General features: G+C 67.7%; 20 protein-coding genes. 16 read left to right on the top strand and 4 right to left on the bottom strand.

Annotated elements, in window-relative coordinates; translation table 11 throughout:
• The first annotated feature begins 77 nt into the window (after window positions 1–77).
• The 16 genes from nuoL (at window position 78) to tgt (ending at window position 20,266) form a co-directional block, all read left to right on the top strand.
• Window positions 78–2,198, top strand: coding sequence for an NADH-quinone oxidoreductase subunit L (gene nuoL, locus ACZ5PO_RS28805; protein ID WP_464185630.1), 2,121 nt, complete (start codon window positions 78–80; stop codon window positions 2,196–2,198).
• Window positions 2,198–3,709, top strand: coding sequence for an NADH-quinone oxidoreductase subunit M (locus ACZ5PO_RS28800; RefSeq protein ID WP_464185629.1), 1,512 nt, complete (start codon window positions 2,198–2,200; stop codon window positions 3,707–3,709). The genes nuoL and ACZ5PO_RS28800 overlap by 1 nt, the downstream gene beginning before the upstream one ends.
• 7 nt (window positions 3,710–3,716) lie before the next feature.
• On the top strand, window positions 3,717–5,162 hold the full coding sequence (gene nuoN / locus ACZ5PO_RS28795; RefSeq protein ID WP_464185627.1) for an NADH-quinone oxidoreductase subunit NuoN: 1,446 nt from the start codon (window positions 3,717–3,719) through the stop codon (window positions 5,160–5,162).
• A 92-nt stretch (window positions 5,163–5,254) separates the two neighbouring features.
• Entirely contained in the window at window positions 5,255–6,055 is an 801-nt protein-coding gene (locus tag ACZ5PO_RS28790) for a biotin--[acetyl-CoA-carboxylase] ligase (RefSeq protein ID WP_464185626.1), read from the top strand.
• On the top strand, window positions 6,056–7,729 hold the full coding sequence (locus tag ACZ5PO_RS28785) for a ribonuclease J (protein WP_464185624.1): 1,674 nt from the start codon (window positions 6,056–6,058) through the stop codon (window positions 7,727–7,729).
• Between the two features lie 190 nt (window positions 7,730–7,919).
• Window positions 7,920–8,324 carry a methylmalonyl-CoA epimerase gene (gene mce / locus ACZ5PO_RS28780; protein WP_188608404.1) on the top strand — a complete coding sequence of 135 codons (405 nt, stop codon included), beginning with the start codon at window positions 7,920–7,922 and terminating at the stop codon, window positions 8,322–8,324.
• A gap of 16 nt (window positions 8,325–8,340) precedes the next feature.
• Window positions 8,341–8,571: a DUF1467 family protein gene (locus ACZ5PO_RS28775; RefSeq protein ID WP_464185623.1), complete on the top strand. Its 231-nt coding sequence runs from the start codon at window positions 8,341–8,343 to the stop codon at window positions 8,569–8,571.
• 194 nt (window positions 8,572–8,765) lie between these two features.
• On the top strand, window positions 8,766–10,088 hold the full coding sequence (gene proS, locus ACZ5PO_RS28770) for a proline--tRNA ligase (protein ID WP_464185622.1): 1,323 nt from the start codon (window positions 8,766–8,768) through the stop codon (window positions 10,086–10,088).
• Window positions 10,089–10,251: 163 nt separating this feature from the next.
• Window positions 10,252–11,532, top strand: coding sequence for a lipoprotein-releasing ABC transporter permease subunit (locus ACZ5PO_RS28765; protein WP_464185621.1), 1,281 nt, complete (start codon window positions 10,252–10,254; stop codon window positions 11,530–11,532).
• Window positions 11,533–11,536: 4 nt separating this feature from the next.
• Window positions 11,537–12,229 (top strand): ABC transporter ATP-binding protein, encoded by a 693-nt coding sequence (locus ACZ5PO_RS28760; RefSeq protein ID WP_464185620.1) that lies wholly within the window; start codon window positions 11,537–11,539, stop codon window positions 12,227–12,229.
• A gap of 440 nt (window positions 12,230–12,669) precedes the next feature.
• Window positions 12,670–16,128, top strand: coding sequence for a DNA polymerase III subunit alpha (gene dnaE, locus ACZ5PO_RS28755; protein ID WP_464185618.1), 3,459 nt, complete (start codon window positions 12,670–12,672; stop codon window positions 16,126–16,128).
• A 117-nt stretch (window positions 16,129–16,245) separates the two neighbouring features.
• Window positions 16,246–16,746: a pantetheine-phosphate adenylyltransferase gene (gene coaD / locus ACZ5PO_RS28750; protein WP_464185617.1), complete on the top strand. Its 501-nt coding sequence runs from the start codon at window positions 16,246–16,248 to the stop codon at window positions 16,744–16,746.
• 182 nt (window positions 16,747–16,928) lie between these two features.
• On the top strand, window positions 16,929–17,480 hold the full coding sequence (locus ACZ5PO_RS28745; protein WP_464185615.1) for a peptidylprolyl isomerase: 552 nt from the start codon (window positions 16,929–16,931) through the stop codon (window positions 17,478–17,480).
• A 94-nt stretch (window positions 17,481–17,574) separates the two neighbouring features.
• Window positions 17,575–18,042, top strand: a complete 468-nt coding sequence (locus tag ACZ5PO_RS28740) for a peptidylprolyl isomerase (RefSeq protein ID WP_464185614.1) — start codon at window positions 17,575–17,577, stop codon at window positions 18,040–18,042.
• Window positions 18,043–18,053: 11 nt separating this feature from the next.
• The gene (gene queA / locus ACZ5PO_RS28735) at window positions 18,054–19,145 is read left to right on the top strand and encodes a tRNA preQ1(34) S-adenosylmethionine ribosyltransferase-isomerase QueA (RefSeq protein WP_464185613.1); all 1,092 of its coding nucleotides are present in this window, start codon (window positions 18,054–18,056) and stop codon (window positions 19,143–19,145) included.
• Window positions 19,142–20,266, top strand: coding sequence for a tRNA guanosine(34) transglycosylase Tgt (tgt, locus tag ACZ5PO_RS28730; protein ID WP_464185612.1), 1,125 nt, complete (start codon window positions 19,142–19,144; stop codon window positions 20,264–20,266). Before queA ends, tgt begins: the two co-directional genes overlap by 4 nt.
• Before the next feature lie 3 nt (window positions 20,267–20,269).
• Here the strand turns inward: tgt and ACZ5PO_RS28725 are convergent, their stop codons facing one another.
• The 4 genes from ACZ5PO_RS28725 to ACZ5PO_RS28710 all read right to left on the bottom strand — a co-directional run bounded on the left by ACZ5PO_RS28725 (window position 20,270) and on the right by ACZ5PO_RS28710 (window position 23,831).
• Window positions 20,270–20,821, bottom strand: a complete 552-nt coding sequence (locus tag ACZ5PO_RS28725; RefSeq protein WP_464185611.1) for a DUF4864 domain-containing protein — start codon at window positions 20,819–20,821, stop codon at window positions 20,270–20,272.
• 133 nt (window positions 20,822–20,954) lie between these two features.
• Window positions 20,955–22,037 (bottom strand): hypothetical protein, encoded by a 1,083-nt coding sequence (locus tag ACZ5PO_RS28720; protein WP_464185610.1) that lies wholly within the window; start codon window positions 22,035–22,037, stop codon window positions 20,955–20,957.
• A 70-nt stretch (window positions 22,038–22,107) separates the two neighbouring features.
• Window positions 22,108–22,485, bottom strand: a complete 378-nt coding sequence (locus ACZ5PO_RS28715; RefSeq protein WP_464185608.1) for a hypothetical protein — start codon at window positions 22,483–22,485, stop codon at window positions 22,108–22,110.
• Between the two features lie 131 nt (window positions 22,486–22,616).
• Entirely contained in the window at window positions 22,617–23,831 is a 1,215-nt protein-coding gene (locus ACZ5PO_RS28710; RefSeq protein ID WP_464185606.1) for an MFS transporter, read from the bottom strand.
• Window positions 23,832–23,853 lie beyond the last annotated feature (22 nt).

Genomic DNA, 23,853 nt, shown 5'->3' with positions numbered 1-23,853 from the left:
CCACACCAGCCGCTTCGATCACCGTCCGTCCCGGACGCGTGATCGCCGCCCACCGTCAACATGCATGAACGGCCGCCATGTATCACGCGATCGTCTTCCTCCCGCTTGTCGGTTTCCTGATCGCAGGCCTGTTCGGCCGGCTCATCGGAGCGCGCGCCAGCGAGGTGGTGACGACCTCCCTGCTCGCGGTCTGCGCCCTGCTGTCCTGGATCGCCCTCGTCAACGTCGGCTTCGGATCGGGGACCACGCATGTGCAGGTGGCCCCCTGGATCACCTCCGGCGACTTGGTGGTGAACTGGGCCTTCCGCATCGACACGCTGACGGCGGTGATGCTGGTGGTCGTCAACACCGTGTCGTTCCTCGTGCACCTCTATTCCATCGGCTACATGCACGAGGATCCGGCGCGGCCGCGCTTCTTCGGCTATCTGTCGCTGTTCACCTTCGCCATGCTGATGCTGGTGACGGCCGACAACCTCGTGCAGATGTTCTTCGGCTGGGAAGGCGTCGGCCTGGCGAGCTATCTGCTCATCGGCTTCTGGTACGAGAAGCCGTCGGCCAACGCTGCGGCGATCAAGGCTTTCGTCGTCAACCGGGTCGGCGACTTCGGTTTCGCCCTGGGCATCTGCATGGTGTTCGCGCTGTTCGGGACGGTGGCCTTCGAGCAGATCTTCCCGCAGGCCGCGACGGTCGCCAAGCAGACGGTGCACTTCATCGGCTTCGACTGGAACGCCATGAACATCACCTGCCTGCTGCTGTTCATGGGCGCCATGGGCAAATCCGCCCAGTTCCTGCTCCACACTTGGCTGCCGGACGCCATGGAAGGCCCGACGCCGGTGTCGGCGCTGATTCACGCCGCCACCATGGTCACGGCCGGCGTGTTCATGGTGGCGCGGCTGTCGCCGCTGTTCGAGTACGCGCCCGTGGCCCTCATCGTCGTCACCGTGATCGGCGGCACGACGGCCTTCTTCGCCGCGACGATCGGCCTGGTGCAGAACGACATCAAGCGCGTCATCGCCTATTCGACCTGCTCGCAGCTGGGCTACATGTTCGTCGCGCTGGGCGTCGGCGCCTATTCGGCCGGCATTTTCCATCTGTTCACCCACGCCTTCTTCAAGGCGCTGCTGTTCCTGGGCGCCGGCTCGGTGATCCACGCCATGCACCATGAGCAGGACATGCGGCACATGGGCGGCCTCCGGAAGTACATCCCCTTCACCGCGGCGATGATGCTGGTCGGCAATCTGGCGCTGACCGGATTTCCCTTCACCGCCGGCTACTTCTCCAAGGACGCCATCATCGAGGCCGCCTATGCCTCGCACACGCCGGGGGCGGGCTTCGCCTTCATCATGACCGTGGTCGCGGCGGCGCTGACCTCGTTCTACTCGTGGCGCCTGTTCTTCATGACCTTCGAAGGCAAGGCTCTGTGGAGCGGCGCCGGGCACGGCCATGACGACGCTCATGCAACGGCCGCTCATGCCGATACCGCTCATGCCGCGGTGGCTCGTGCCACGGCCCATGCGGATGCCGCGGCGGTGACGGCCCACGGCGCGGCCGTGGCTGACGCCGCCGCGCACGGACACGAGGCCATCGCCGCCCATGGCGCCGACGATGGCCACGGCCACGGCGCGCACACGCCGCACGAGAGCCCCCTGGTGATGCTGATCCCGCTCGCCGTGCTCGCCTTCGGCGCGCTGTTCGCCGGCGCGATCTTCAAGTCCGCCTTCATCGGTGAGGGCCACGACGCCTTCTGGAAGGGGGCGCTGTTCACCGGGCCGGACAACCACATCCTGCACGCCATGCACGAGGTGCCGGGCTGGGTCGCTCTCTCCCCGTCGATCGCCATGCTGCTCGGCCTGGCCATCGCGGTGTGGTTCTACATCTCCGATCCGAGTAAGCCGCGCCAGCTCGCCGCGAGCCAGCCGCTGGCCTACAACTTCCTGCTCAACAAGTGGTACTTCGACGAGCTGTACGACTTCCTGTTCGTGCGGCCGGCGAAATGGCTCGGCCGCTTCTTCTGGAAGCGCGGCGACGGCTGGCTGATCGACGGCTTCGGACCCGACGGCATTTCGGCCCGCGTCGTCGACGTCACCAACCGCACCGTCCGGCTTCAGAGCGGATACCTTTACCACTACGCCTTCGCCATGCTGATCGGCGTCGCGGTCCTGGTCACCTGGTACCTCGTCGGGGGGGGAGCACGCTGATGTTCGGGTTCGGCATCCTCTCCGGCCTCATCCTGGTCCCGCTGGTCGGGGCGGCCTTCATCCTGACGCTGCGCGGCGACGACGCCGCGGTGCAGTCCAACGCGCGCTGGGCGGCGCTGGCGACGACGGTCGTCACCTTGCTGCTGGCGATGGTCGCCTGGTCGCGCTTCGACGCGGGCAGCGCGGCATTCCAGCTGGTCGAGACGCACCCCTGGCTGACCGACAAGATCCTGTTCAAGCTCGGCGTCGACGGCTTCTCGATGCCCTTCGTGGTGCTGACGGCATTCCTGATGCCGTTCTGCATCCTCGCCTCGTGGGTCTCGATCAGCCAGCGCGTCAAGGAGTACTTCGTCGCCTTCCTGGTGCTGGAAGCGACCATGATCGGCGTCTTCGTCTCGCTCGACCTGGTGCTGTTCTACCTGTTCTTCGAGGCCGGCCTGATCCCGATGTTCCTGATCATCGGCATCTGGGGCCACGACCGGCGCATCTACGCGAGCTTCAAGTTCTTCCTCTACACGCTGCTCGGCTCGGTGCTGATGCTGCTGGCCATCATGGCCATGTACTGGGAGGCGGGCACCACCGACATCCCGACGCTGCTGGCCCACAAGTTCCCGGCCAACATGCAGTACTACCTGTGGATCGCCTTCTTCGCGTCGTTCGCCGTGAAGATGCCGATGTGGCCGGTGCACACCTGGCTTCCCGACGCCCACGTGGAGGCGCCGACGGCGGGCTCGGTGATCCTGGCCGGCATCCTGCTGAAGATGGGCGGCTACGGCTTCATCCGCTTCTCGATCCCGATGTTTACCGAGGCGTCGGCCTACTTCGCGCCGCTCGTCTTCGCCCTGTCCGTGGTCGCGATCATCTACACTTCGCTGGTCGCCCTGATGCAGGACAACATCAAGAAGCTGATCGCCTATTCGTCGGTGGCGCACATGGGCTTCGTCACCATGGGCATCTTCTCGATGACCGAGCAGGGCATCCAGGGCGCCATGTTCCAGATGGTGTCGCACGGGCTGGTGTCGGGCGCGCTGTTCCTCGCCGTCGGCGTGGTCTACGACCGCATGCACACCCTGCGCATCGACGCCTACGGCGGCCTGGTGCAGCGCATGCCGCTCTACGCCACGGTGATGATGGTGCTCACCATGGCCAACGTCGGCCTGCCGGGCACCTCGGGCTTCGTCGGCGAGGTGCTCACCCTGATCGGGGTCTTCCGCGCCAATACCTGGGTGGCCTTCTTCGCGGCGACGGGCGTGATCCTGTCGGCGGCCTACGGCCTCTGGCTGTACCGCCGTGTGATCTTCGGCGTCATCGACAAGGACAACCTGCGCTCGATCAAGGATCTCGATGCCCGCGAGCTCGTCGTCTTCGTGCCGCTGGTGGTGCTGATCATCTGGTACGGCATCCAGCCGAACGCCATCCTCGACATCTTCGCGGCGCCGACCGCCGAGCTCCTCAAGAACACCCAAGCCGCGCTGACCGCCGTGAAGACGGCGGCGCTGGCCATCCATTGAGGTTCGTATGACCGCCGCGATGCTACCGAACCTCCACGTCATCCTGCCGGAGCTGATCCTCGCGGTGGGTGTGCTCGCGCTGATCCTGATCGGCGCGTTTCAGGGCGAGCGATCCGCGACCTTGGTGGGCGGAGCGACGCTGGTGCTGCTGGTGGCGGCCGGCATCGCCGTGGCCTTGCAGCCGGGCGATAAGACGGTCGCCTTCGGCGGCTCGTTCATCATCGACGATTTCTCGCGCTTCATGAAGATCCTGGCCCTGATCGGCGCAGGTGGCGCCCTGATCTTGGCCTCCGACGACTTCAAGCGTCGCAAGCTCACGGCCTTCGAGTACCCCGTGCTCGTCACCCTGTCGACGCTCGGCATGCTGGTGATGATCTCGGCGAACGACCTGATCTCGCTCTACATCGGGCTGGAGCTGCAATCGCTCGCCATCTACGTGATCTGCGCGTTCGACCGCGACAACACCCGGTCGACCGAGGCCGGCCTCAAGTATTTCGTCCTGGGCGCGCTGTCCTCGGGCATGCTGCTCTACGGCGCCTCGCTGATCTACGGCTTCTCCGGCACCGTGTCGTTCAGCGGCATCGCCGCCGCGATCCAGGGCCAGCACTCCACGGGCATCATCTTCGGGCTCGTCTTCCTGTCGGCGGGCCTCGCCTTCAAGATCTCGGCGGTGCCGTTCCACATGTGGACGCCGGATGTCTACGAGGGCGCGCCCACGCCGGTGACGGCCTTCCTCGCCACCGCGCCCAAGGCGGCGGCGATGGCGATGACCATTCGCGTCTTCGTCGGCGCCTTTCCCGGCATCACGCCGCAATGGCAGCAGATCGTCGTGTTCATCGCCATCGCCTCGATGGTGCTGGGCTCGTTCGCCGCCATCGGCCAGCGCAACATCAAGCGCCTGATGGCCTATTCCTCGATCGGCCACATGGGCTACGCGCTCGTCGGCCTCGCCGCCGGCACGGCGCAAGGGGTCAATGGCGTGCTGATCTACATGGCGATTTATGTCGCCATGACGCTCGGCACCTTCGCCTGCCTGCTGTCCATGCGGCGCGCCGGCGTGCTGATCGAGGAGGTCAACGATCTCGCGGGCCTGTCGCGCCACCATCCGGTGATGGCGTTCCTGTTCTCGATGCTGATGTTCTCGCTCGCCGGCATCCCGCCGCTCGCCGGCTTCTTCGCCAAGTTCTACGTGTTCGCGGCCGCAATCCAGGCCGGACTGGCGACGCTCGCCGTCATCGGCGTCGTCGCCAGCGTGGTCGGCGCCTTCTACTATCTGCGCATCGTCAAGCTGATCTACTTCGATGAGCCGACCGAGGCCTATGAGCCGATGCCCGGCACGGTGAAGTTCATCCTGGCGCTGTCGAGCATCGTCACGCTCCTGTTCTTCGTCGTGCCCGGCCCGCTCGTCGGCGCCGCCACCGCGGCGGCCAGGTCGCTCTTCCAAGCGGGATAGCTGGAGTTTCGCATCACCAGGGGGTTTGAAGTTCCCGGACGCGGATGCCATGAGAGGGATGGGAACTTCAAATCCACCAGACTCGGGTCCTGATGCATTTCTCTTTGGCGCCGCAGGCTGAAGCGGCCGGGTATTCTCTTCTCGCTTTCGACACCGTCGCCGGATCGACCAACAGCGAAGCGCTCGATCGGGCCCGGCAGGGAACGACAGGCCCGCTGTGGGTGGTGACCCCTCACCAGCGCGGCGGCCGGGGCCGTCGTGGTCGCGCCTGGGAGGGACCGCCGGGCAATCTCGCCGCCAGCCTCCTGCTCGACGTGACCTGCGATCCGGCCGTGGCGGCGACGCTCGGCTTCGTCGCCGGTCTCGCCGTCGAACAGGCGCTGCGCATCAGCGTGCCGGCGCTGGAGCACGGCAGCCGGCTCAAGCTCAAATGGCCCAACGACGTGCTGCTCGACGGCGGCAAGCTGGTCGGCATCCTGCTCGAGAGCGAGATGACGATGGGCGGCCGCCGCATTGTCGTGGTCGGCATCGGCATCAATGTCGTGGCCGCGCCCGAAGGCGGGGCCTATCGGGCGACGTCGCTGGCGGCGATCGGCGCCAACCTGACTGCGGCAAGCCTGTTCGAAACGCTGTCGGCGACCTGGCTCGCCTGCCATGCGCAATGGCGCAACGGCGAGGGGCTGCCGGAGATCCGCCGGCAGTGGCTTGCGCGCGCCGCCGGCATCGGCGAGCCCGTGGCCGTGAATTCCGGGAGCGAAACCATTCGCGGGACGTTCGAGACGATCGATGACGCAGGTCAGCTGATCGTCAGGCAGGCGGACGGATCGACGAAGACCATAACAGCAGGCGACGTGCACTTCGGTTCCGCCGCAACGGCCAGGGACCCCTCATAGATGTCAGCCCCCCACGACAGCCTGGTCTTCGTTCCGCTCGGCGGCCTCGGCGAAATCGGCATGAACGCGGCGCTCTACGGCTTTGGCCCCCGCGCCAATCGGCAGTGGATCCTGGTCGATTGCGGCGTCAGCTTCGCTCAGGAAGAGCACATGCCGGGGATCGACCTGATCTACCCGGACCTGGGGTTCCTTGAGGCGAAGCGCGCGAACCTGCTCGGCATCGTCATCACCCATGCCCACGAGGACCATATCGGGGCCCTGGTCGAGCTCTGGCCGCGCCTGCAGGCGCCGGTCTACGCCACGCCGTTCGCGCTCGGCCTGCTCGAGGCGCGGCGGCTGTCGGAACCGAATGCGCCCAAGATTCCGCTCAAGGAGGTCAGGCAGGGCGGCACGCTCACGCTCGGTCCGTTCAGCATCGAGTTCGTGGCCATGTCCCACTCGATTCCGGAGTCGAACGCCCTCGCCATCCGTACGCCGCTCGGCCTGGTCGTCCATTCCGGCGACTGGAAGCTCGACCCGACGCCGGTGGTGGGGCAGCCGACCGACGAGGCGCGGCTGCGCGCGCTCGGGGACGAAGGCGTGCTGGCGCTGATCAGCGACTCGACCAACGTGGTGCGCGACGGCGTCAGCCCGAGCGAGCAGGACGTCGGCAAGACCCTGGCCGACATCATCCGCGAATCGCCGCAGCGCGTCTGCGTGACCGCCTTCGCCTCCAACGTGGCACGCATCCGCTCCGTCGCCGAGGCGGCGGCGGCCTGCGGCCGCGAGGTCGTCGTCGTCGGCCGCGGCATGGAGCGCGTCATCGAAGTGGCCGAGGAGTGCGGCTTCCTCTCCGGCCTGCCGCCGTTCCGCTCGCCTGAGTCCTTCGGCTACCTGCCGCGCGACAAGGTGGTGGCGCTGCTGACCGGCAGTCAGGGCGAGCCGCGCGCGGCGTTGTCGCGGATCGCGACCGACGACCATCCGGCCATCGGCCTGTCGCCCGGCGACCGTGTCGTGTTCTCGTCGCGCACCATCCCCGGCAACGAGCGGGCCGTGGGGCAGATCATCAACAGCCTGGTCAAGCAGGGGATCGAGGTCATCACCGACCGCGAGCACCTGGTGCATGCCTCCGGCCATCCCCGCCGCGGCGAGATGGCGGCGCTCTACTCGTGGCTGCGGCCGCGCATCGCCATTCCGGCCCACGGCGAGGCGCTGCATCTGTCGGAGCATGCCGATTTCGCCAGCAAGTGGGGCGCGCCGCGCGTGGTGCGCGCCTACAACGGCGACATGGTGCAGATCGCCCCCGATGCAGCGACGATCGTCGAGAAGGTGCCGGCCGGCCGTTTGTTCCGCGATGGCGACATCGTCATTCCCGCCGGTGAGCCGGCCATCGCCGAACGCCGTCGCCTGGCCTTCGCCGGCATCGTGTCGATCGCCATCGCCGTCGACGATCGGGGCGCGCTGGTCGGCGAGCCGGAGATCGCCGTGGCGGGCCTGCCGTCCAAGACCCGCGACGGCGAATCGATGGTCGATGTCATCGGCGATGCGGTCGACGAGGCCATCGACAACCTGCCGCGCCCCAAGCGCCGCGATCCGACCGCCTTCGCCCGCACGGTCGAGCGCGCCGTGCGCGCCGAGGTCCGCCAAGTATGGGGCAAGAAGCCGTTCTGCCACGTCCTGATCATCAAGGACTGAGATCGGGGCCGGGCTGCGGCCCACGGTCGGACGGAAGCCCGCGCGCCGAGAAGCGCCCCGGATTCAGAGGGTTGGAACATTTCCGTGCAGTCGGGCGATTTCGTCCGATTGCGAAATGTCCAGCCGCGCGGCAAGAAAGACGACGCCTCCGGCCCATGCTGGCCGGCACTTGCTCGAGGGGAGACAACCAATGATCGGCCGGCTCAACCACGTGGCCATCGCGGTGAAGGACATCGCGTCGGCGACGAAGGTCTACCAGAACACCTTGGGCGCCAAGGTCACCGATGCGGTGCCCCAGCCCGATCACGGGGTCACGACGGTGTTCGTCGAGCTGCCCAACACCAAGATCGAGCTGCTCGAGCCGCTGGGCGCCGATTCGCCGATCGCCAAGTTCCTGGAGCGCAACGCCGACGGCGGCATCCATCACATCTGCTACGAGGTCGACGACATCATCGCGGCCCGTGACCAGCTGAAGGGGCAGGGGGCGCGCGTGCTCGGCACCGGCGAGCCGCGCATCGGCGCCCACGGCAAGCCCGTGCTGTTCCTGCATCCCAAGGACTTCTGCGGCACGCTGGTCGAGCTCGAACAGGCATGAACGGTCCGGTCCTGCGATGAGCCTAGGCCTTTCGATCGCGCTCTACATCGTCATCTGGTGGGTGGTGCTGTTCGCCGTCCTGCCGTTCGGCGTGAAGAGCCAGTCGGAGGCCGATGCGGTGGTCGGCGGCACGGAGCCGGGCGCGCCGACCGCGCCGCGGCTCTGGCTCAAGGCGTTGATCACGACGGTGATCGCCGCGGTGATCTTCGCGGCGGCCTATTGGGCCATCGTCACCATCGAGCTCTAGAGCATTTCTGCGCAATTGGATGAGGTCATCCAATTGCGCAGAAATGCTCCAGGTCTTTGTGTATGGAGCGCTTCTCAGGGATTGGGTGATTCCACCCAATCGCAAAGCGCTCCAGCCGCGCTCAGCTTGTCTTTTCGCCGCAGCCGTTGTTGGTGTGGGCGTCTCGTTTCAAACGTCTGCCGCGTCGAGGTGTCATGCGTCTCACCCGCTATTTTCTGCCGATCCTGCGCGAGACCCCAAAAGAGGCGGAGATCGTCTCTCACCGGCTGATGCTGCGTGCCGGCATGATCCGCCAGGAGGCGGCGGGCATCTATGCCTGGCTGCCGCTCGGCTTACGGGTGCTCAACAAGATCACGGCCGTCGTGCGCGAGGAGCAGAACCGGGCGGGAGCCGTCGAGCTCCTGATGCCGACGATCCAGCCGGCGGAGCTGTGGCGCGAGTCGGGCCGCTACGACGCCTACGGCAAGGAGATGCTGCGGATCTCCGACCGGCACGAGCGCGAGATGCTCTTCGGCCCCACCAACGAAGAGATGATCACCGAGATCTTCCGCGCCTACGTGCGGTCCTACAAGGATCTGCCGCTCAATCTCTATCACCTGCAGTGGAAGTTCCGCGACGAGATCCGGCCGCGCTTCGGCACCATGCGCTCGCGCGAGTTCCTGATGAAGGACGCCTATTCCTTCGATCTCGACCAGGCCGGCGCCCGCCATTCCTATAACCGGATGTTCGTCGCCTATCTGCGCACGTTCGCGCGGATGGGGCTGAAGGCGATCCCGATGAAGGCCGACACCGGGCCGATCGGCGGCGACCTCAGCCACGAGTTCATCATCCTCGCCGACACCGGCGAGAGCGAGGTGTTCTGCCACAAGGATTACCTCGGCTTCGCCGTGCCGCCGGCGGACACGGACTTCGAGGACGTGGCGGGCCTGCAAGGGCTCGTCGATCACTGGACGTCGCGCTACGCGGCCACGTCCGAGATGCACGACGCCGCGGCGTTCGAGGCCCTCGACGCCGACAGCCGGCTCTCCGCCCGCGGCATCGAGGTCGGCCACATCTTCTATTTCGGCACCAAGTACTCCGCGCCGATGGCCGCGACGGTGACCGGTCCGGACGGGCAGGAGCGGCCCGTGCACATGGGCTCCTACGGCATCGGGCCGAGCCGCCTGGCCGCCGCGCTGATCGAGGCCGGGCACGACGACAGCGGCATCATCTGGCCGGACGAGATCGCGCCGTTCCAAGTGATGCTGCTCGACCTCAAGGTCGGTGACAGCGCCACCGCGGAGGCCTGCGGCGCCCTCTACAAGGCGCTGACGCTGCGGGGCTTCGACGTGCTGTACGACGACCGCGACGAGCGCGCCGGCGCCAAGTTCGCCACCGCCGACCTGATCGGCGTGCCCTGGCAGATCCTGGTCGGACCCAAGGGCCTCGCCGCCGGCAAGGTCGAGCTGAAGCGCCGCGCCACCGGCGAGCGTGAGCTGCTGTCGATCGAGGACGCCGTGGCGCGCATCGCGGGCTGAAGAGCAGGATTCGTCGGGCGGTTTCGTATTTTCGCCGTCATGTCCTAGCTTTCTCCACCGGTCCGTGCCCGCCCGCCGGAATCACGGCCGGCGTCACGGTCGAACCGACCGGCAACGATTGTCCGGCCTGCCCGTCGCTGCGTGGAGCTGAACCGAGGAGTTCATGGCGAGTCCAACCGGGGAACATGCCGCGACTCGCCCCTTCGCGCCGTTCGAATGGATGATCGCCTGGCGCTATCTGCGGGCGCGGCGCAAGGAAGGCTTCATCTCCGTCATCGCCGGCTTCTCTTTCCTCGGCATCATGCTCGGCGTGGCGACCTTGATCATCGTGCTGTCGGTGATGAACGGCTTCCGCCACGAACTGCTCGCCAAGATCATCGGCATCAACGGCCATATCTTCGTGCAGGCGCTCGACCGGCCGCTGACCGACTTCGTCCAGGTCTCAGAGGCGCTGGCCAAGGTGCCCGGCGTCAAGATGGTGGTGCCGATGGTGGAGGGGCAGGCGCTGGCCTCGTCGCCATCGGGCGCCAACGGTGTGCTGGTGCGCGGCGTGCGCGAGGCCGACCTTCACAACGTCGACTACGTCTCGGCGAACCTGCGCGAGGGGACGCTCGAAGGCTTCGACACCAAGGGTGGGGTGATCATCGGCAAGCGGCTCGCCGACAGCCTCGGCCTGCATGCCGGCGACAGCATCACGCTGGTATCGCCACGCGGCGCCGCGACGCCGTTCGGCACGGCGCCGCGCATCAAGTCCTATCCCGTCAACGGCGTCTTCGAGATCGGCATGTCGGAGTTCGACGGCACCTTCGTCTACATGCCGCTGGCGGAGGCGCAGGCCTACTTCAACCGTGCCGACGACGTGAGCGTGATCGAAGTCTACATCGCCGACGCCGATCAGGTGGACACGGTGCGCCAGGCTATCGAGCGGGGCGTCGACCGGCAGTTCATGATGACCGACTGGCGCACCCGCAACCGCACCTTCTTCGGCGTGCTCAAGGTCGAGCGCAACGTGATGTTCCTCATCCTCTTGCTGATCGTGCTGGTGGCCGCTCTCAACATCGTCTCCGGCATCATCATGCTGGTGAAGGACAAGAGCGCCGACATCGCCATCCTGCGTACGATGGGCGCTACCCGCGGCGCCATCATGCGGATCTTCCTGATCACCGGCGCCGCCATCGGCGTCGTCGGCACGTTGGCGGGGCTGGTGATCGGCCTGCTGCTCTCCTGGAACGTCGAGGCGATCCGGCAATTCCTCTCCAACATGCTGGAGACCAACCTGTTCCCGGCCGAGTTCTACTTCCTGAGCCGTCTACCGGCGGTGGTCGATCCCGGCGAGGTGATCACCGTGGTCATGACCGCCTTCGTGCTGTCGCTGCTCGCCACGCTCTATCCGAGCTGGCGCGCCGCCAAGCTCGACCCGGTAGAAGCCTTGCGCTACGGCTGATACCTTGAGCGCGCCCGATGCCCCCGCCTTGTTCCTGTCGCAGATCGAGCGGTCCTACGCCGAAGGCGAAGGCGCGCTCGAGATCCTGCGTGGCGCCGACCTCGCCATCTGGCCGGGCGAGATCGTCGCCTTGGTGGCGCCCTCGGGCACCGGCAAGTCGACGCTCCTGCATGTCGCCGGGTTGCTGGAAAAGCCCAATGGCGGTGAAGTCTACATCAGCGAGCAGCCGACCGTGGCGCTCGACGACGACGGCCGCACCCGGTTGCGGCGGACCGAGATCGGCTTCGTCTACCAGTCGCATCACCTGCTGCCGGAGTTCTCGGCGCTGGAGAACGTCGTCATCCCACAGATGATCACCGGCTTGGCGCGGAACGAGGCGGCGGCGCGCGCGAGTGAACTGTTGAGCTTCCTCGGCCTTGGGCAGCGCCTCAGCCATCGCCCGGCCGAGCTGTCGGGTGGCGAGCAGCAGCGCGTCGCCATCGCGCGCGCCGTCGCCAACGCGCCGCGGGTGCTCTTGGCCGACGAGCCGACCGGCAACCTCGATCCCACCACCGCCGAGCACGTGTTCTCGACCTTGCTGCAGCTGGTGCGCGCCACCGGGCTCGCGGCCCTGGTGGCGACGCACAATCTGTCGCTCGCGGCGCAGATGGATCGGCGCGTCACCATCCGCGACGGGCTGATCGTCTCGGCCGACTGAAGGCCGGCAGGAATTCAGGCAACCTTTTGTTAAGGGTGCCCGGAGCGTGTGGCTCATCTCGGCTTGTCTCAGGAACAAAACAAGAACATAATAAATTCATTCGCATCGGGAGGCCCTTATGACCCACCTCATCCTTCGCAGCGTCGCCGAGCTTGCCGCCTTGTCGTTGTTCGTCGCCATGATCGGCGTCTGGGCCGGCATCGCCTCGGGCTACTGAAGTCGCCTGAAATAGGTCGAATCAGGCGCCGGGACCAAATCATGAACACCGACCGCCGACGGGGCCTGCGGCCGCCGCTGCCGGCTCTGCGGCGCCAGGCGCGACACCGCAGTCCTGGCTCGTCCACAGGAGAGGCAGCGGCGCCGCTTCGGTGCCGCGCACAGATGACCGATACTCGGCCGGGAGTCTGAGGCCTGTGCAGGCCTCGCTCCGGGGAGCGAACATGGCGAAGATCCTGCGCGACGTCGGCTTTGTGCACCTGCACGTGCATTCGTCGTATTCGCTGCTCGAAGGGGCGATGACTATCGCCATGCTCCACAAGCTTGCGGCGGCGGACCGGCAGCCGGCGCTGGCGCTGACCGACACCAACAACCTGTTCGGGGCGTTGGAGTTCTCCGAGAAGCTGTCGGGCTCGGGCATCCAGCCCATCGCCGGCCTGCAGATCTCGGTGGCCTTCGAGGTGCCGGAGCCGGGTGCCCGGCAGGTGTTGGGCCAGCGCCACCCCAGCATCGTCCTGCTGGCGGCGACGCAGGAGGGCTATCGCAACCTCCTGCGCATCACCAGCCGCGCCTATCTCGACACCCAAGCAGGCGAGGCGACCCATGTGGGTGTCGCCGTGCTCGAGGCCCATAGCGAAGGCTTGATTGCGCTCACTGGCGGCCCGGCCGGGCCGCTCGACCAGGCCATGGCGACGGGCCGCGCCGACCTGGCCGCAGCCCGTCTCGACCGGCTGCAGCCGCTGTTCGACCGCCGGCTCTATGTCGAGCTGCAGCGCCACGGCCTTCCCGACGAGCGGATGGTGGAGCCGGAGCTGCTGCGCCTGGCCTACGATCGGGGGCTGCCGTTGGTCGCCACCGGCGAGCCCTATTTCGCCAAGACCGACGACCATGAGGCCCATGACGCGCTGCTCGCCATTGCCGAAGGACGCGTCGTCTCCGATGAGAACCGGCGGCGCCTCAGCGCACGCCATGCCTTCGCAACCCGGGCCGCGATGGCCGAGACCTTCAAGGATCTGCCCGAGGCCTTGGCGTCGAGCGTCGAAATCGCCATGCGCTGCGCCGTGCGGGCTCGCAAGGCGAGCCCGATCCTGCCGCGCTTCACCGAGGACCTGGACGAGGCGGTCGACCTCCGGCAGCGGGCTGAAACCGGCCTTGCGGCGCGGCTGGGGGCACACGGGCCGGCGCCGGGGCTCACCGAGACCGACTATACCGAGCGCCTGAGCTACGAGCTGTCCGTCATCGAGCGGATGAAATACCCAGGCTACTTCCTCATCGTCTCCGACTTCATCCAGTGGGCCAAGGCGGCCGGCATCCCGGTGGGGCCGGGGCGCGGCTCTGGCGCAGGCTCGCTGGTCGCCTACGCGCTGACCATCACCGACATCGACCCGCTCCGCTTCGGCCTGCTGTTCGAGCGCTTCCTCAATCCCGAGCGCGTGTCGATGCCCGACTTCGACATCGACTTCTGCCAGGACCGTCGCGACGAGGTGATCTCCTACGTGCAACGGCGCTACGGCGAGACGCGTGTCGCCCAGATCATCACCTTCGGCACCCTCCTCGCCCGCGGCGTCATGCGCGACGTGGGTCGCGTGCTCGAGATGCCGTACGGGCAGGTCGACCGGCTGACCAAGCTCGTGCCGCAGAACCCGGCCAACCCGGTCTCGCTGCAGAAGGCGATCGAGGACGAGCCCAAGCTCCAGGCGGCCGCCACCGACGAGCCGGTGGTCGGCCGGATGCTCGCCATCGCCCAGAAGCTGGAGGGGCTGCACCGGCATGCCTCGACTCACGCCGCGGGCATCGTCATCGGCGATCGGCCGCTCGAAGAGCTGGTGCCGCTCTACCGCGATCCCAAGTCCGGCATGCGCGTCACCCAGTTCAACATGAAGTGGGTGGAGCAGGCCGGCCTGGTGAAGTTCGACTTCCTCGGCCTCAAGACCCTCACGGTGCTGCGCACCGCCGTCAACCTGCTGGCGCGGCGCGGCATCGACATCGACCTCGCCGCGATCCCCCTCGACGACCGCAAGACATTCGAGCTGCTCGGGCGCGGCGAGACGGTGGGCGTGTTCCAGGTTGAAAGTCCGGGCATGCGCAAGGCGCTGGTGGAGATGCGCGCCGACCGGTTCGAGGACCTGATCGCCCTCGTCGCGCTCTACCGCCCGGGCCCCATGGCCAACATTCCCGTCTATTGCGAACGCAAGCACGGCCAGGGTGAGCCCGAAGAGCGCTGGTACCTCCACCCCAAGCTCGCCGGCATCCTGCGCGAGACCTTCGGCATCATCATCTACCAGGAGCAGGTGATGCAGGTGGCGCAGGAGCTCTCCGGCTATTCGCTGGGCGAGGCCGATCTGCTGCGCCGCGCCATGGGCAAGAAGATCAAGGCGGAGATGGACGCCCAGCGCGACCGCTTCGTCCGTGGTGCCATTGAGCGGGGGCTGGACAAGGCGCTCGCCGACGAGATCTTCGACCTGCTGGCCCGCTTCGCCGACTATGGCTTCAACAAGAGCCATGCGGCCGCCTACGCCCTGGTCGCCTACCAGACCGCCTATCTCAAGGCCAACTACCCGGTCGAGTTCATGGCGGCGCTGATGACGCTCGACATGGACAACACCGACAAGCTCGCCGAATTCCGCCGCGAGGCGGAGCGCCTCGGCACCCGCGTCGAGCCGCCCTCCATCAACCGCTCGGACGTCGTCTTCGAGCCGGACCACGGCCCCAGCGGCACGGCGATCCGCTATGCCCTGGCCGCCGTCAAGGGCGTCGGCCGGCAGGCGGTGGAGGCGATCGTCGCGGCGCGGGGCGACCGGCCCTTCACCGACCTCAGCGATTTTGCCCGGCGCATCCACCCGCGCCTGGTCAACAAGCGCACGCTGGAGGCGCTGATCGCCGCCGGCGCGCTCGACGACCTGGAGCCGGACCGCGCCCGCGCCACCGCCTCGGCCGAGGCGGCGATGGCGCTCGCCAACAGCACCCAGGCCGCCGCCGCGAAGGGGCAGGAGGGCCTGTTCGACGGTCCCGGTGGCGTGGCGCCCGAGGTGCTCCGCATCCCGCCGTTCGAGCCGTGGCTGCCGGCGGAGCGGCTGCAGAAGGAGTTCGACGCCATCGGCTTCTTCCTGACCGGGCATCCGCTCGACGAATACGGTGAGCTGCTCGATCGCATCCGGGTGCAGCGCTGGAGCGATTTCGTACGCGCGGTCAAGGCGGGCTCGGCCATGGGGCGCGTCGCGGCGACCGTGCTCGACCGGAGCGAACGGCGCACCAAGACCGGCAACAAGATGGGCATCGTCACGCTGTCGGATCAATCCGGCCACTTCGAGGCGGTCATCTTCTCCGAGGGCTTGCAGCGCTACCGCGACCTGCTCGAGCCGGGCCGGCCGCTGGTCCTGATCGTGCAGGCGGCGGTCGAGGGCGACGAGGTGAGGGCGCGCATCCAGACGGTGGAGCCGCTGGACGACGCCGTCGCCAAGCACCAGAAGGGCCTGCGCATCTTCCTCCGCGACGAGCGTCCCATCGCCAGCGTCGGGCAGCGCCTGCGCGAGCAGGGCGAGAGCGAGGTCTCGCTCATCCTGCTGCTGGAGGAGGCGGGCCGCGAGGTCGAGGTGAAGCTGCCCGGCCGCTATCTGACCTCGCCGCAGGTCGCCAGCGCGCTGCGCGCCGTGCCGGGCGTGGTGCATGTGGAAATGAGCTGAGCGTGGCTGGCCGGCGACCCGCTTTGCGCGTCCGCCGGTTGCTGCTACACCGCCCTGGCCTTTGCGCTCATCGTTCAACCGCGCGACGCTCAGCGTCTGTGCCCAATCCGAACCTGCATGACCCGAATTGCTCTCTACTCTGGATCTTTCGATCCGGTCACCAACGGTCACATCGACGTGGTGCGCGGCGCTGCCCGCCTGTTCGACAAGATCGTCATCGCCATCGGCGTTCAGGCGAGCAAGACACCGCTGTTCACGGTCGAAGAGCGGGCGGCGATGATCCGCGAGGAATGTGGGCCGCTCGCCGCCGAAACAGGCGCGACCCTCGAGGTGGTGACCTTTGCGGGCCTCGTCGTCGATGCGGCGCGCGACGCGGGCGCCGGCTGCATCGTGCGCGGCCTGCGCGACGGCACCGACCTCGACTACGAGATGCAGATGGCCGGCATGAACGGGGCCATGGCGCCCGAGGTACTCACCATGTTCCTGCCGGCCTCGCCGGCCGTTCGCCCCATCACCGCCACCTTGGTTCGCCAGATCGCGGCGATGGGCGGCGACGTGTCCTCGTTCGTCCCTGCGGGCGTGGCGGCCAAGCTCGCCGAACGGGCGCGCAAGCGCTAGAGCGCTTGGCGATTGAGTGGAACCGCCCAATCGCGAATTGCTCTAGGGCATCGGATGGACCGTCGCGCTGCGTTCATGCCCTGCATCAGCCGGGCTGAGATAAGCCGCTCGCAGGAAATCTGAATCTGCCGCAGGCGCCATGCGCCTTTCCGGTCAAATCGTGCACTCGAGGGAGTTGGAAGATGAAGCGCCTGTTGGTTCTGTTCGCGCTGCTCGCCGCGAGCATCGCGCCGCTTGCGGCGGCCTCTGCCCAGAAAGCCGACCTCAAGGATACGCTCTATCTCGACACCAAGAACGGTCGCGTCGTCATCAAGCTGCGGCCCGACCTGGCGCCCAAGCACGTCGCCCAGATCGAGGCGCTGGCCAAGCGCCAGTTCTATGACGGCATCGTCTTTCACCGGGTCATCGGCGGCTTCATGGCCCAGACCGGCGACCCGACCGGGACCGGGGCGGGTGGCTCCGACCTGCCCAACATCCCGGCGGAATTCACCGCCACCCCGTTCGACCGCGGTACCGTCGGCATGGCCCGCTCCAGCGACAAGGACTCGGCCAACTCGCAGTTCTTCATCATGTTCGGCCGCACGCCGTCGCTCGACAACAACTACACCGTCGTCGGCGAGGTCGTCTCGGGCATGGACGTGGTCGACAAGATCAAGAAGGGCGACCCCAATCAGAACGGCCTCGTCAAGAGCCCCGACAAGATCGTCAAGCTGCGCCTCGCCACCGACAAGTGACGGGCGTCGCGCCGCGCGCCCACCCATATCACTGTCTTACGTATGATATTCGGTCCCGCCGATCGAACGCGGCGCGACCCGGAAGGACCTGATCATGAGCGATCCCGAGAACACCCTCATTCTGGAAACGACCAAGGGCCGCGTGGTCATCGGGCTGCGGCCGGATCTCGCCCCGCAGCACGTGGAGCGGCTGAAGGTACTGGCGCGCCAGGGCTTTTATGACAACATCGCCTTCCATCGGGTGATCGACGGCTTCATGGCGCAGACCGGCTGCCCCAAGGGCACCGGGACCGGCGGCTCCGATCTGCCGGATCTCAAGGCCGAGTTCAGCAACGAGAGCCATCAGCGCGGCACCTGCTCGATGGCCCGCACCAGCAACCCCAACTCCGCCAATTCGCAGTTCTTCATCTGCTTCAACGACACGCCCTGGCTCGACCGTCAGTATTCGGTATGGGGCAAGGTTGAAGAGGGCATGGAGAACGTCGACCGCATCAAGCGCGGCGAGCCGGTCTCCGATCCGGATCGGATCGTTACCATGCGGGTCGCGGCCGACGTCGCCTGAACGGGCGATCCGTGAAGGTTGACCTGTTCGATTTCGACCTGCCGGAGGCGTCGATCGCGCTGCGGCCGGTCGAGCCGCGCGAAGCGGCCCGGCTGCTGGTCGTGTCCGGCGGCCCCGGATTCGACGACCGGGTGGTGAGCGAACTGCCTCAGCTGCTGAGCCCGGGCGACCTTCTCATCCTCAACGACACCAAGGTCATCCCGGCACGTCTCGCAGGCACGCGCCTGCGAGGCGGTCAGATCGCCCGGTTCGAGGCGACGCTGCACCTGCGCAAGGCGCCCGACGTCTGGCTCGCCTTTGCCCGCCCGGCCAAGCGGCTCGAGCCCGGCGACCGGTTGCAGTTCGGCGCCGCTAGCGCCAGTCCGGCCTGCCGCCTCGGCACGCTCGATGCAACCGTCGAGGAGAAGGGCGAAGGCGGCGAGGTGCGGCTGCGCTTCGATCTCTCCGGGGCCTACCTGGACGAGGCGCTGCACCAGGTCGGCGCCATGCCATTGCCGCCCTATATCGCCTCCCGCCGCCCAGTGGACGAGCGCGACTTGGCCGACTACCAGACCGTATTCGCCAGGGAGGAGGGGGCGGTCGCCGCTCCGACCGCCGGCCTGCACCTGTCGCAACCGCTGCTGGCCAAGCTGGCAGGGCATGGCATCGCGCACCGCTTCGTCACGCTGCACGTGGGCGCCGGAACCTTCCTGCCGGTCAAGGCTGACGATACCGATGCGCATCGCATGCACGCCGAATGGGGCACGCTGCCGGCCGGCACGGCGGATGCAATCAACCGGACACGCGCCGCCGGCGGCCGCATTGTCGCGGTCGGCACCACGTCCCTGCGCCTCCTCGAAAGCGCTGCCCCGCCGGATGGCTCCGCGTTGCAGGCCTGGACCGGCGAAACGGCGCTGTTCATCACGCCGGGCTACCGCTTCCGCGTCGTCGACCGGCTGATGACCAACTTTCACCTGCCGCGCTCCACCCTGTTCATGCTGGTCAGCGCCTTCAGCGGGCTGGCCACCATGCAGGCCGCCTATCGCCGTGCCATCGCGCACGGCTATCGCTTCTATTCCTACGGCGACGCGTGCCTGCTGAGCCGCGCGGAAGGGGCGTCGTGACGAAGCCATTCTCGTTCGAGGTCGCGGCGACCGACGGCCGGGCGCGCACCGGGCGCATCGCCACCGGGCGCGGCGACATCCGCACGCCCGCCTTCATGCCGGTCGGGACCGCCGCCACGGTCAAGGCCATGTATCCCGGGCAGGTGCGGGAGCTGGGCGCCGACGTGGTGCTCGGCAACGTCTACCATCTGATGTTGCGGCCGGGGGCCGAGCGGATCGCGGGACTCGGCGGCCTGCACCGCTTCATGAACTGGCCGCATCCGATCCTCACGGACTCCGGCGGCTTCCAGGTGATGTCGCTGGCCAAGCTGCGACGGCTCGACGAGCGCGGCGTCACCTTCCAGTCTCATCTCGACGGCTCCCGCTACGAGCTGACGCCGGAGCGATCGATCGAGATCCAGGGGCTGCTCGGCTCCGATATCCAGATGCAGCTCGACGAATGCGTCCGCATGCCCTGCTCACCCGAGGTGGCGGAGCGGGCCATGCGGCTCAGCCTGCGCTGGGCGGAGCGGTCGAAGGCGGCCTTCGCGGCGGTGCCGGGCCGGGCGCTGTTCGGCATCGTGCAGGGCGCCGACGTGCCCCAGCTGCGGACAGCCAGCGCCCGGGCCCTGGTCGACCTGGGCTTCGACGGCTACGCGGTCGGCGGCCTCGCCGTGGGCGAGCCGCAGGAGGTGATGATGGCGATGCTCGACGTCGTCGTGCCCGAGCTGCCGGCGGACAGGCCACGCTACCTGATGGGCGTCGGGACGCCGGACGACATCATCGGCGCCGTGAGCCGCGGCATCGACATGTTCGATTGCGTGATGCCGACCCGGGCGGGTCGGCACGGCCTCGCCTATACGCGCTACGGCAAGGTCAACCTGAAGAATGCCCGCCACGCCGACGATGTGAGGCCGCTGGACGAGACGTCGAGCTGCGAAGCGGCGCGCATCTACAGCCGCGCCTATCTCCATCACTTGGTCAAGGCAGGCGAGATCCTCGGCATGATGCTGCTGACCTGGGCCAATCTGGCCTATTATCAGGAGCTGATGGCGGGTCTGCGCGGGGCCATCGCCGAGGGGCGGCTTGAGGACTTCATTGCCGCGACGCGCGGCGACTGGGCGCGCGGCGAGGAGACGTGAGGCCTACACCTCTACCGTGGGAATCTTGATCATCACCACGTTGGCGATGCGCCACTGGCCTCGCTTGCCCTCGTCGACGAGGAAGAAGGCCATCCACGGCTGCCCCGCGCTGTCGGAGATCTCGACCAGCTGGGTCAGCCCGAACGAGGTCTTCTTCAAGTCGCCGAAGGCGACGATCCTGGCATCGGCAATGGCCGGGAACTGCCGGTTGACCACCTTCAGATAGGCGGTATCCGTCGCGAACTGCTTCCTGAGCTTCGGCGACACCGCCGAGAACGCTGCCTTGGCGTCGGCCTGGCGCACAGCCTCGATCTGCCGGGAGATGACCTTCTGGACGGCGAGGGCGGCGGCGGGCTGAGGCTTGATCTGGGGGCCGGGGCGGCCAGGTTCTCGGCCTGGAAGGCCAGGGAAATACGGTCGGTCGCGAAAGCGGGACTGACCATCAGCGCAGCAGCGGCAAACACCAGAGCGAACGGACGCATCGGACCGAACTCCATAGATCGGGGCGCATACGCACAGCTCGAGAATCACCTGGCGGTCTTCGGTCTCGTTCACCTTCCCCGGGTCGTGCTGATCGCCACGATCTGGGAGGCTGACGCCGGGAGCGGTGACGCTACGTGCCCTCGGTGCATTGCTTCGGGCCAGTCCGCTAGGCAGGCCCCGCCGAATTAGGTCTTGTCTTCCTACGCTATTGCTCGCGCTGTGACATATAAGTCAACACGCGAGAGAAACTGTCAACTCCGCCGGAAGTTCCACTTGCTATCGGCGAAAGACTGTGCATCAGGCGCTGCGCAATCGGCACGCGGTAGTGCAGCGGATCCCAGAAGTTCGCGTCATCCGTGGTGACCGGCGAGCGCAGCCGAAAATCCACCGCCGCCGCTCCTCGCTTCGCCGCGATCTCCGCGACGGCGGCCTTGCAGGCCTGTTCGTGCGCCTCGGCGCGCGAGCCGGGGCGCGGCTGCACCGCGATATGGGCGGGCGGAAAGACGAGCACGACCTTGGTGGTGGGCGGCAGCTGGGCCAGCAGCGCGTCGAGCCAGCCGAGCGCCGGGAAGCGCCACGCGGCCCGTTCGGCGGCCGATACCACGGCGGCTGGCACGACGGGCGTGACGTCGGGGTTGCCGGCCCAGATATGGGTCTTGGCGCGGGTGAGATCGTAGGATGCCTCCGGCGGGGTGAAGACCTCGTAGCCGTCGCCGCGAATGCGGTCACGCGCCAGGCCGAGGCGCCGTGCGGCGACCCGGGTCGCGATCTCGAGGCTCTTGAGGTCGAACTCGTGGCCGACGTCGGCAAGGCTTGCCTCGTCGTAGAGCCACGGCGGAAAGCTGCGGAACGTCAGACGGTTGCTGTCGGCGTCGGCTGTGCACCAGCTGGGATCCAGCCCGAAGATCAGGTACTTGGGCTCCTTGACCGTGCGGACGAAGAGCGATGCCAGCTGCATCTGCTCCCAGGGCGTCGCCGCGTTCATGCCCAGATTGGCGAAGCGGGCGCCGAGCAGCGAGCCGAACGCCGCCGGATCGACCAGCCGCATGCTCGATGTGCCGAAGATGGCGGCGTCGTAGCGCCCGCTGCGGACGATCTGCGGGTACATGAACCGCTGATTGAGGTCCATGATCGGCGACGGCGCCCGTCGGGGCGAGGCGAAGATCCCGTAGGGATCGAGCGCGACGACGAAGCCGAACAGCGCAACCAGCGCCATCGCCCCTGCGGCACCGAACCAGCGCAGGAAAGCGGTCCAGGAGGGGGCGGCGAGGCGGGCGAAGGACGTCATGACGCAGGGTTCGCCGCCCGCCGGGCGGACACCGGGGCTGCTGAGGAAACGATGATCGGGCGCAGGATGATCAGTACTTGATGATCTTCTTGTGGCGCGCCGGGCCCTTGCCGCACCGATAGGCGACGCCCGTCACCGACGACCAGTCGTGGCCGTTCTTGCGCAGATAGAGATCGGTACCGCCGAGCACGAGCGTGCGGCCGATCATCGCGTCCAGCGCCTGGCCGAACGCCGCGTCGGTGTAGATCGGTTCGCTGACCACCCTGATCCGCTTGCAGTGCATGATGTCGTAGGAATTGTCCCACACCGGGATCGCCGGTCCCGGGTGACCCCACGGCAGCCACGGCTCCCAGAACGGCAGCAGCGGCCTTGGCGACGTCGGCGAAAAGGCCGCCAGGCCTACGAGCATGCCGAGCGCGCCCAGCACCTTGACCGCTTTCAACGCCATCGCCACCGGCTCCGCTGCTGCTCCAATCCGAACTCCGGATTCGCCATGCTCATCTGCGTATCGTCCGGGTGCAAGCAAGTCGAGTGTCAGGATGTGACACCCATGCGGTTTCGCATCAGCGGGGTTTCCTTTCAGTCACTTGCCGGTCGCGGCGGGCCCGGCAGCAGCGCGAAGGCGGCGGCGCCGACGACGGCGATGGCGGCCAGCGAGAGGTAGGCCGCGACAACGGGATCGGCTCCGTGGGTCGATGCCACCGCCGCCGCCAGGCCGGACAGCCATTGGACGATGGCGACGCCTGCGAACATCGACATGGTCAGCGCCGACAGGGCGCGCCCCTGTGACTGGGGCGGATAGGCGGTGCGCGTGTCCGCGTATTGCAGGATGGTGAAGCCGCCGTGCAGCGCCATCGCCACCGCCAGAACGACGGCAGCGAGCGGCGTGGCCGCCGGGCAGAGCCCCAACGCCGCGATCAGCGCCGCCAGCACCAACGTGCAGACGAGGATGACCTTGCGCCGAGACGCAGGGCCCGGATCCAGCCGCCCGAACAGGGCCGGGCCGAACATCATGGCGACGGACATCAGCAGCACGACGTTGCCCGCGCCGACCAGGCTGAAGTCGTAGCGTCCCGTGAATAGAGGCACGAGCCAGAGGCTGCGGATCGCCATGACGACCGCGTAGGTGATGCCGCCGAGAATCAGAATCGCCGGCGCCTGCCGCATGGTGACGACGGCGAACAGCATGCGGAACGAGGCGCCCAGGCTCTCGCCCGCATCCGCGCCCCGCTCCGGGTCGCGTTCGACCAGCAGCGCGCAGGCAAGCACCGACAGGGCCGACAGGGCTGCCAGGACGAGAAAGCCGGCCCGCCAGGACCACATCTCGACCAGCCAGGCGAGCGGCGTGGCCGTCATCAGCGTGCCGATGCCGCCGACCGACATCACCAGCCCCGACACGGCGGACAGGCGGTCGGCACCGACATGGCGGCCGATGAAGACCAGGCTGGCCAGGAGCGCCGGCGCGCAGCCGAAGCCGATCAGCGCCTGGCCCAACACGAGTACGGTGTAGGTGGGCGCCAGCGCCGAGAGCAGAGCACCGACGACGGTGAGCGAGAACACCCAGCACGCAGTCCGCTTGGCGCCGTACCGATCGAGTGACACGCCGACGCCGATCTGCATCACCGCGAAGGCGAGGTGGAAGGCGGCGGCAAACTCGGTGACCTGCTGCTGGCTGAGGCTGAACTCGGCCGCGATGGCGCCGGCGGTGACGCCGGGCACCGTGCGATAGGCCTGGCTCAGCGTGAAGCACGAGACCAGTGCCGCGAGCATGAGCGGGAAGGAGCGGCCGCGCATCGGCGTTCGCTGCACACCGGAA

This window comes from Chelatococcus sp. KU-N122 (assembly GCF_055391085.1).
This window is presented reverse-complemented; position numbering and strand designations above follow the sequence as displayed.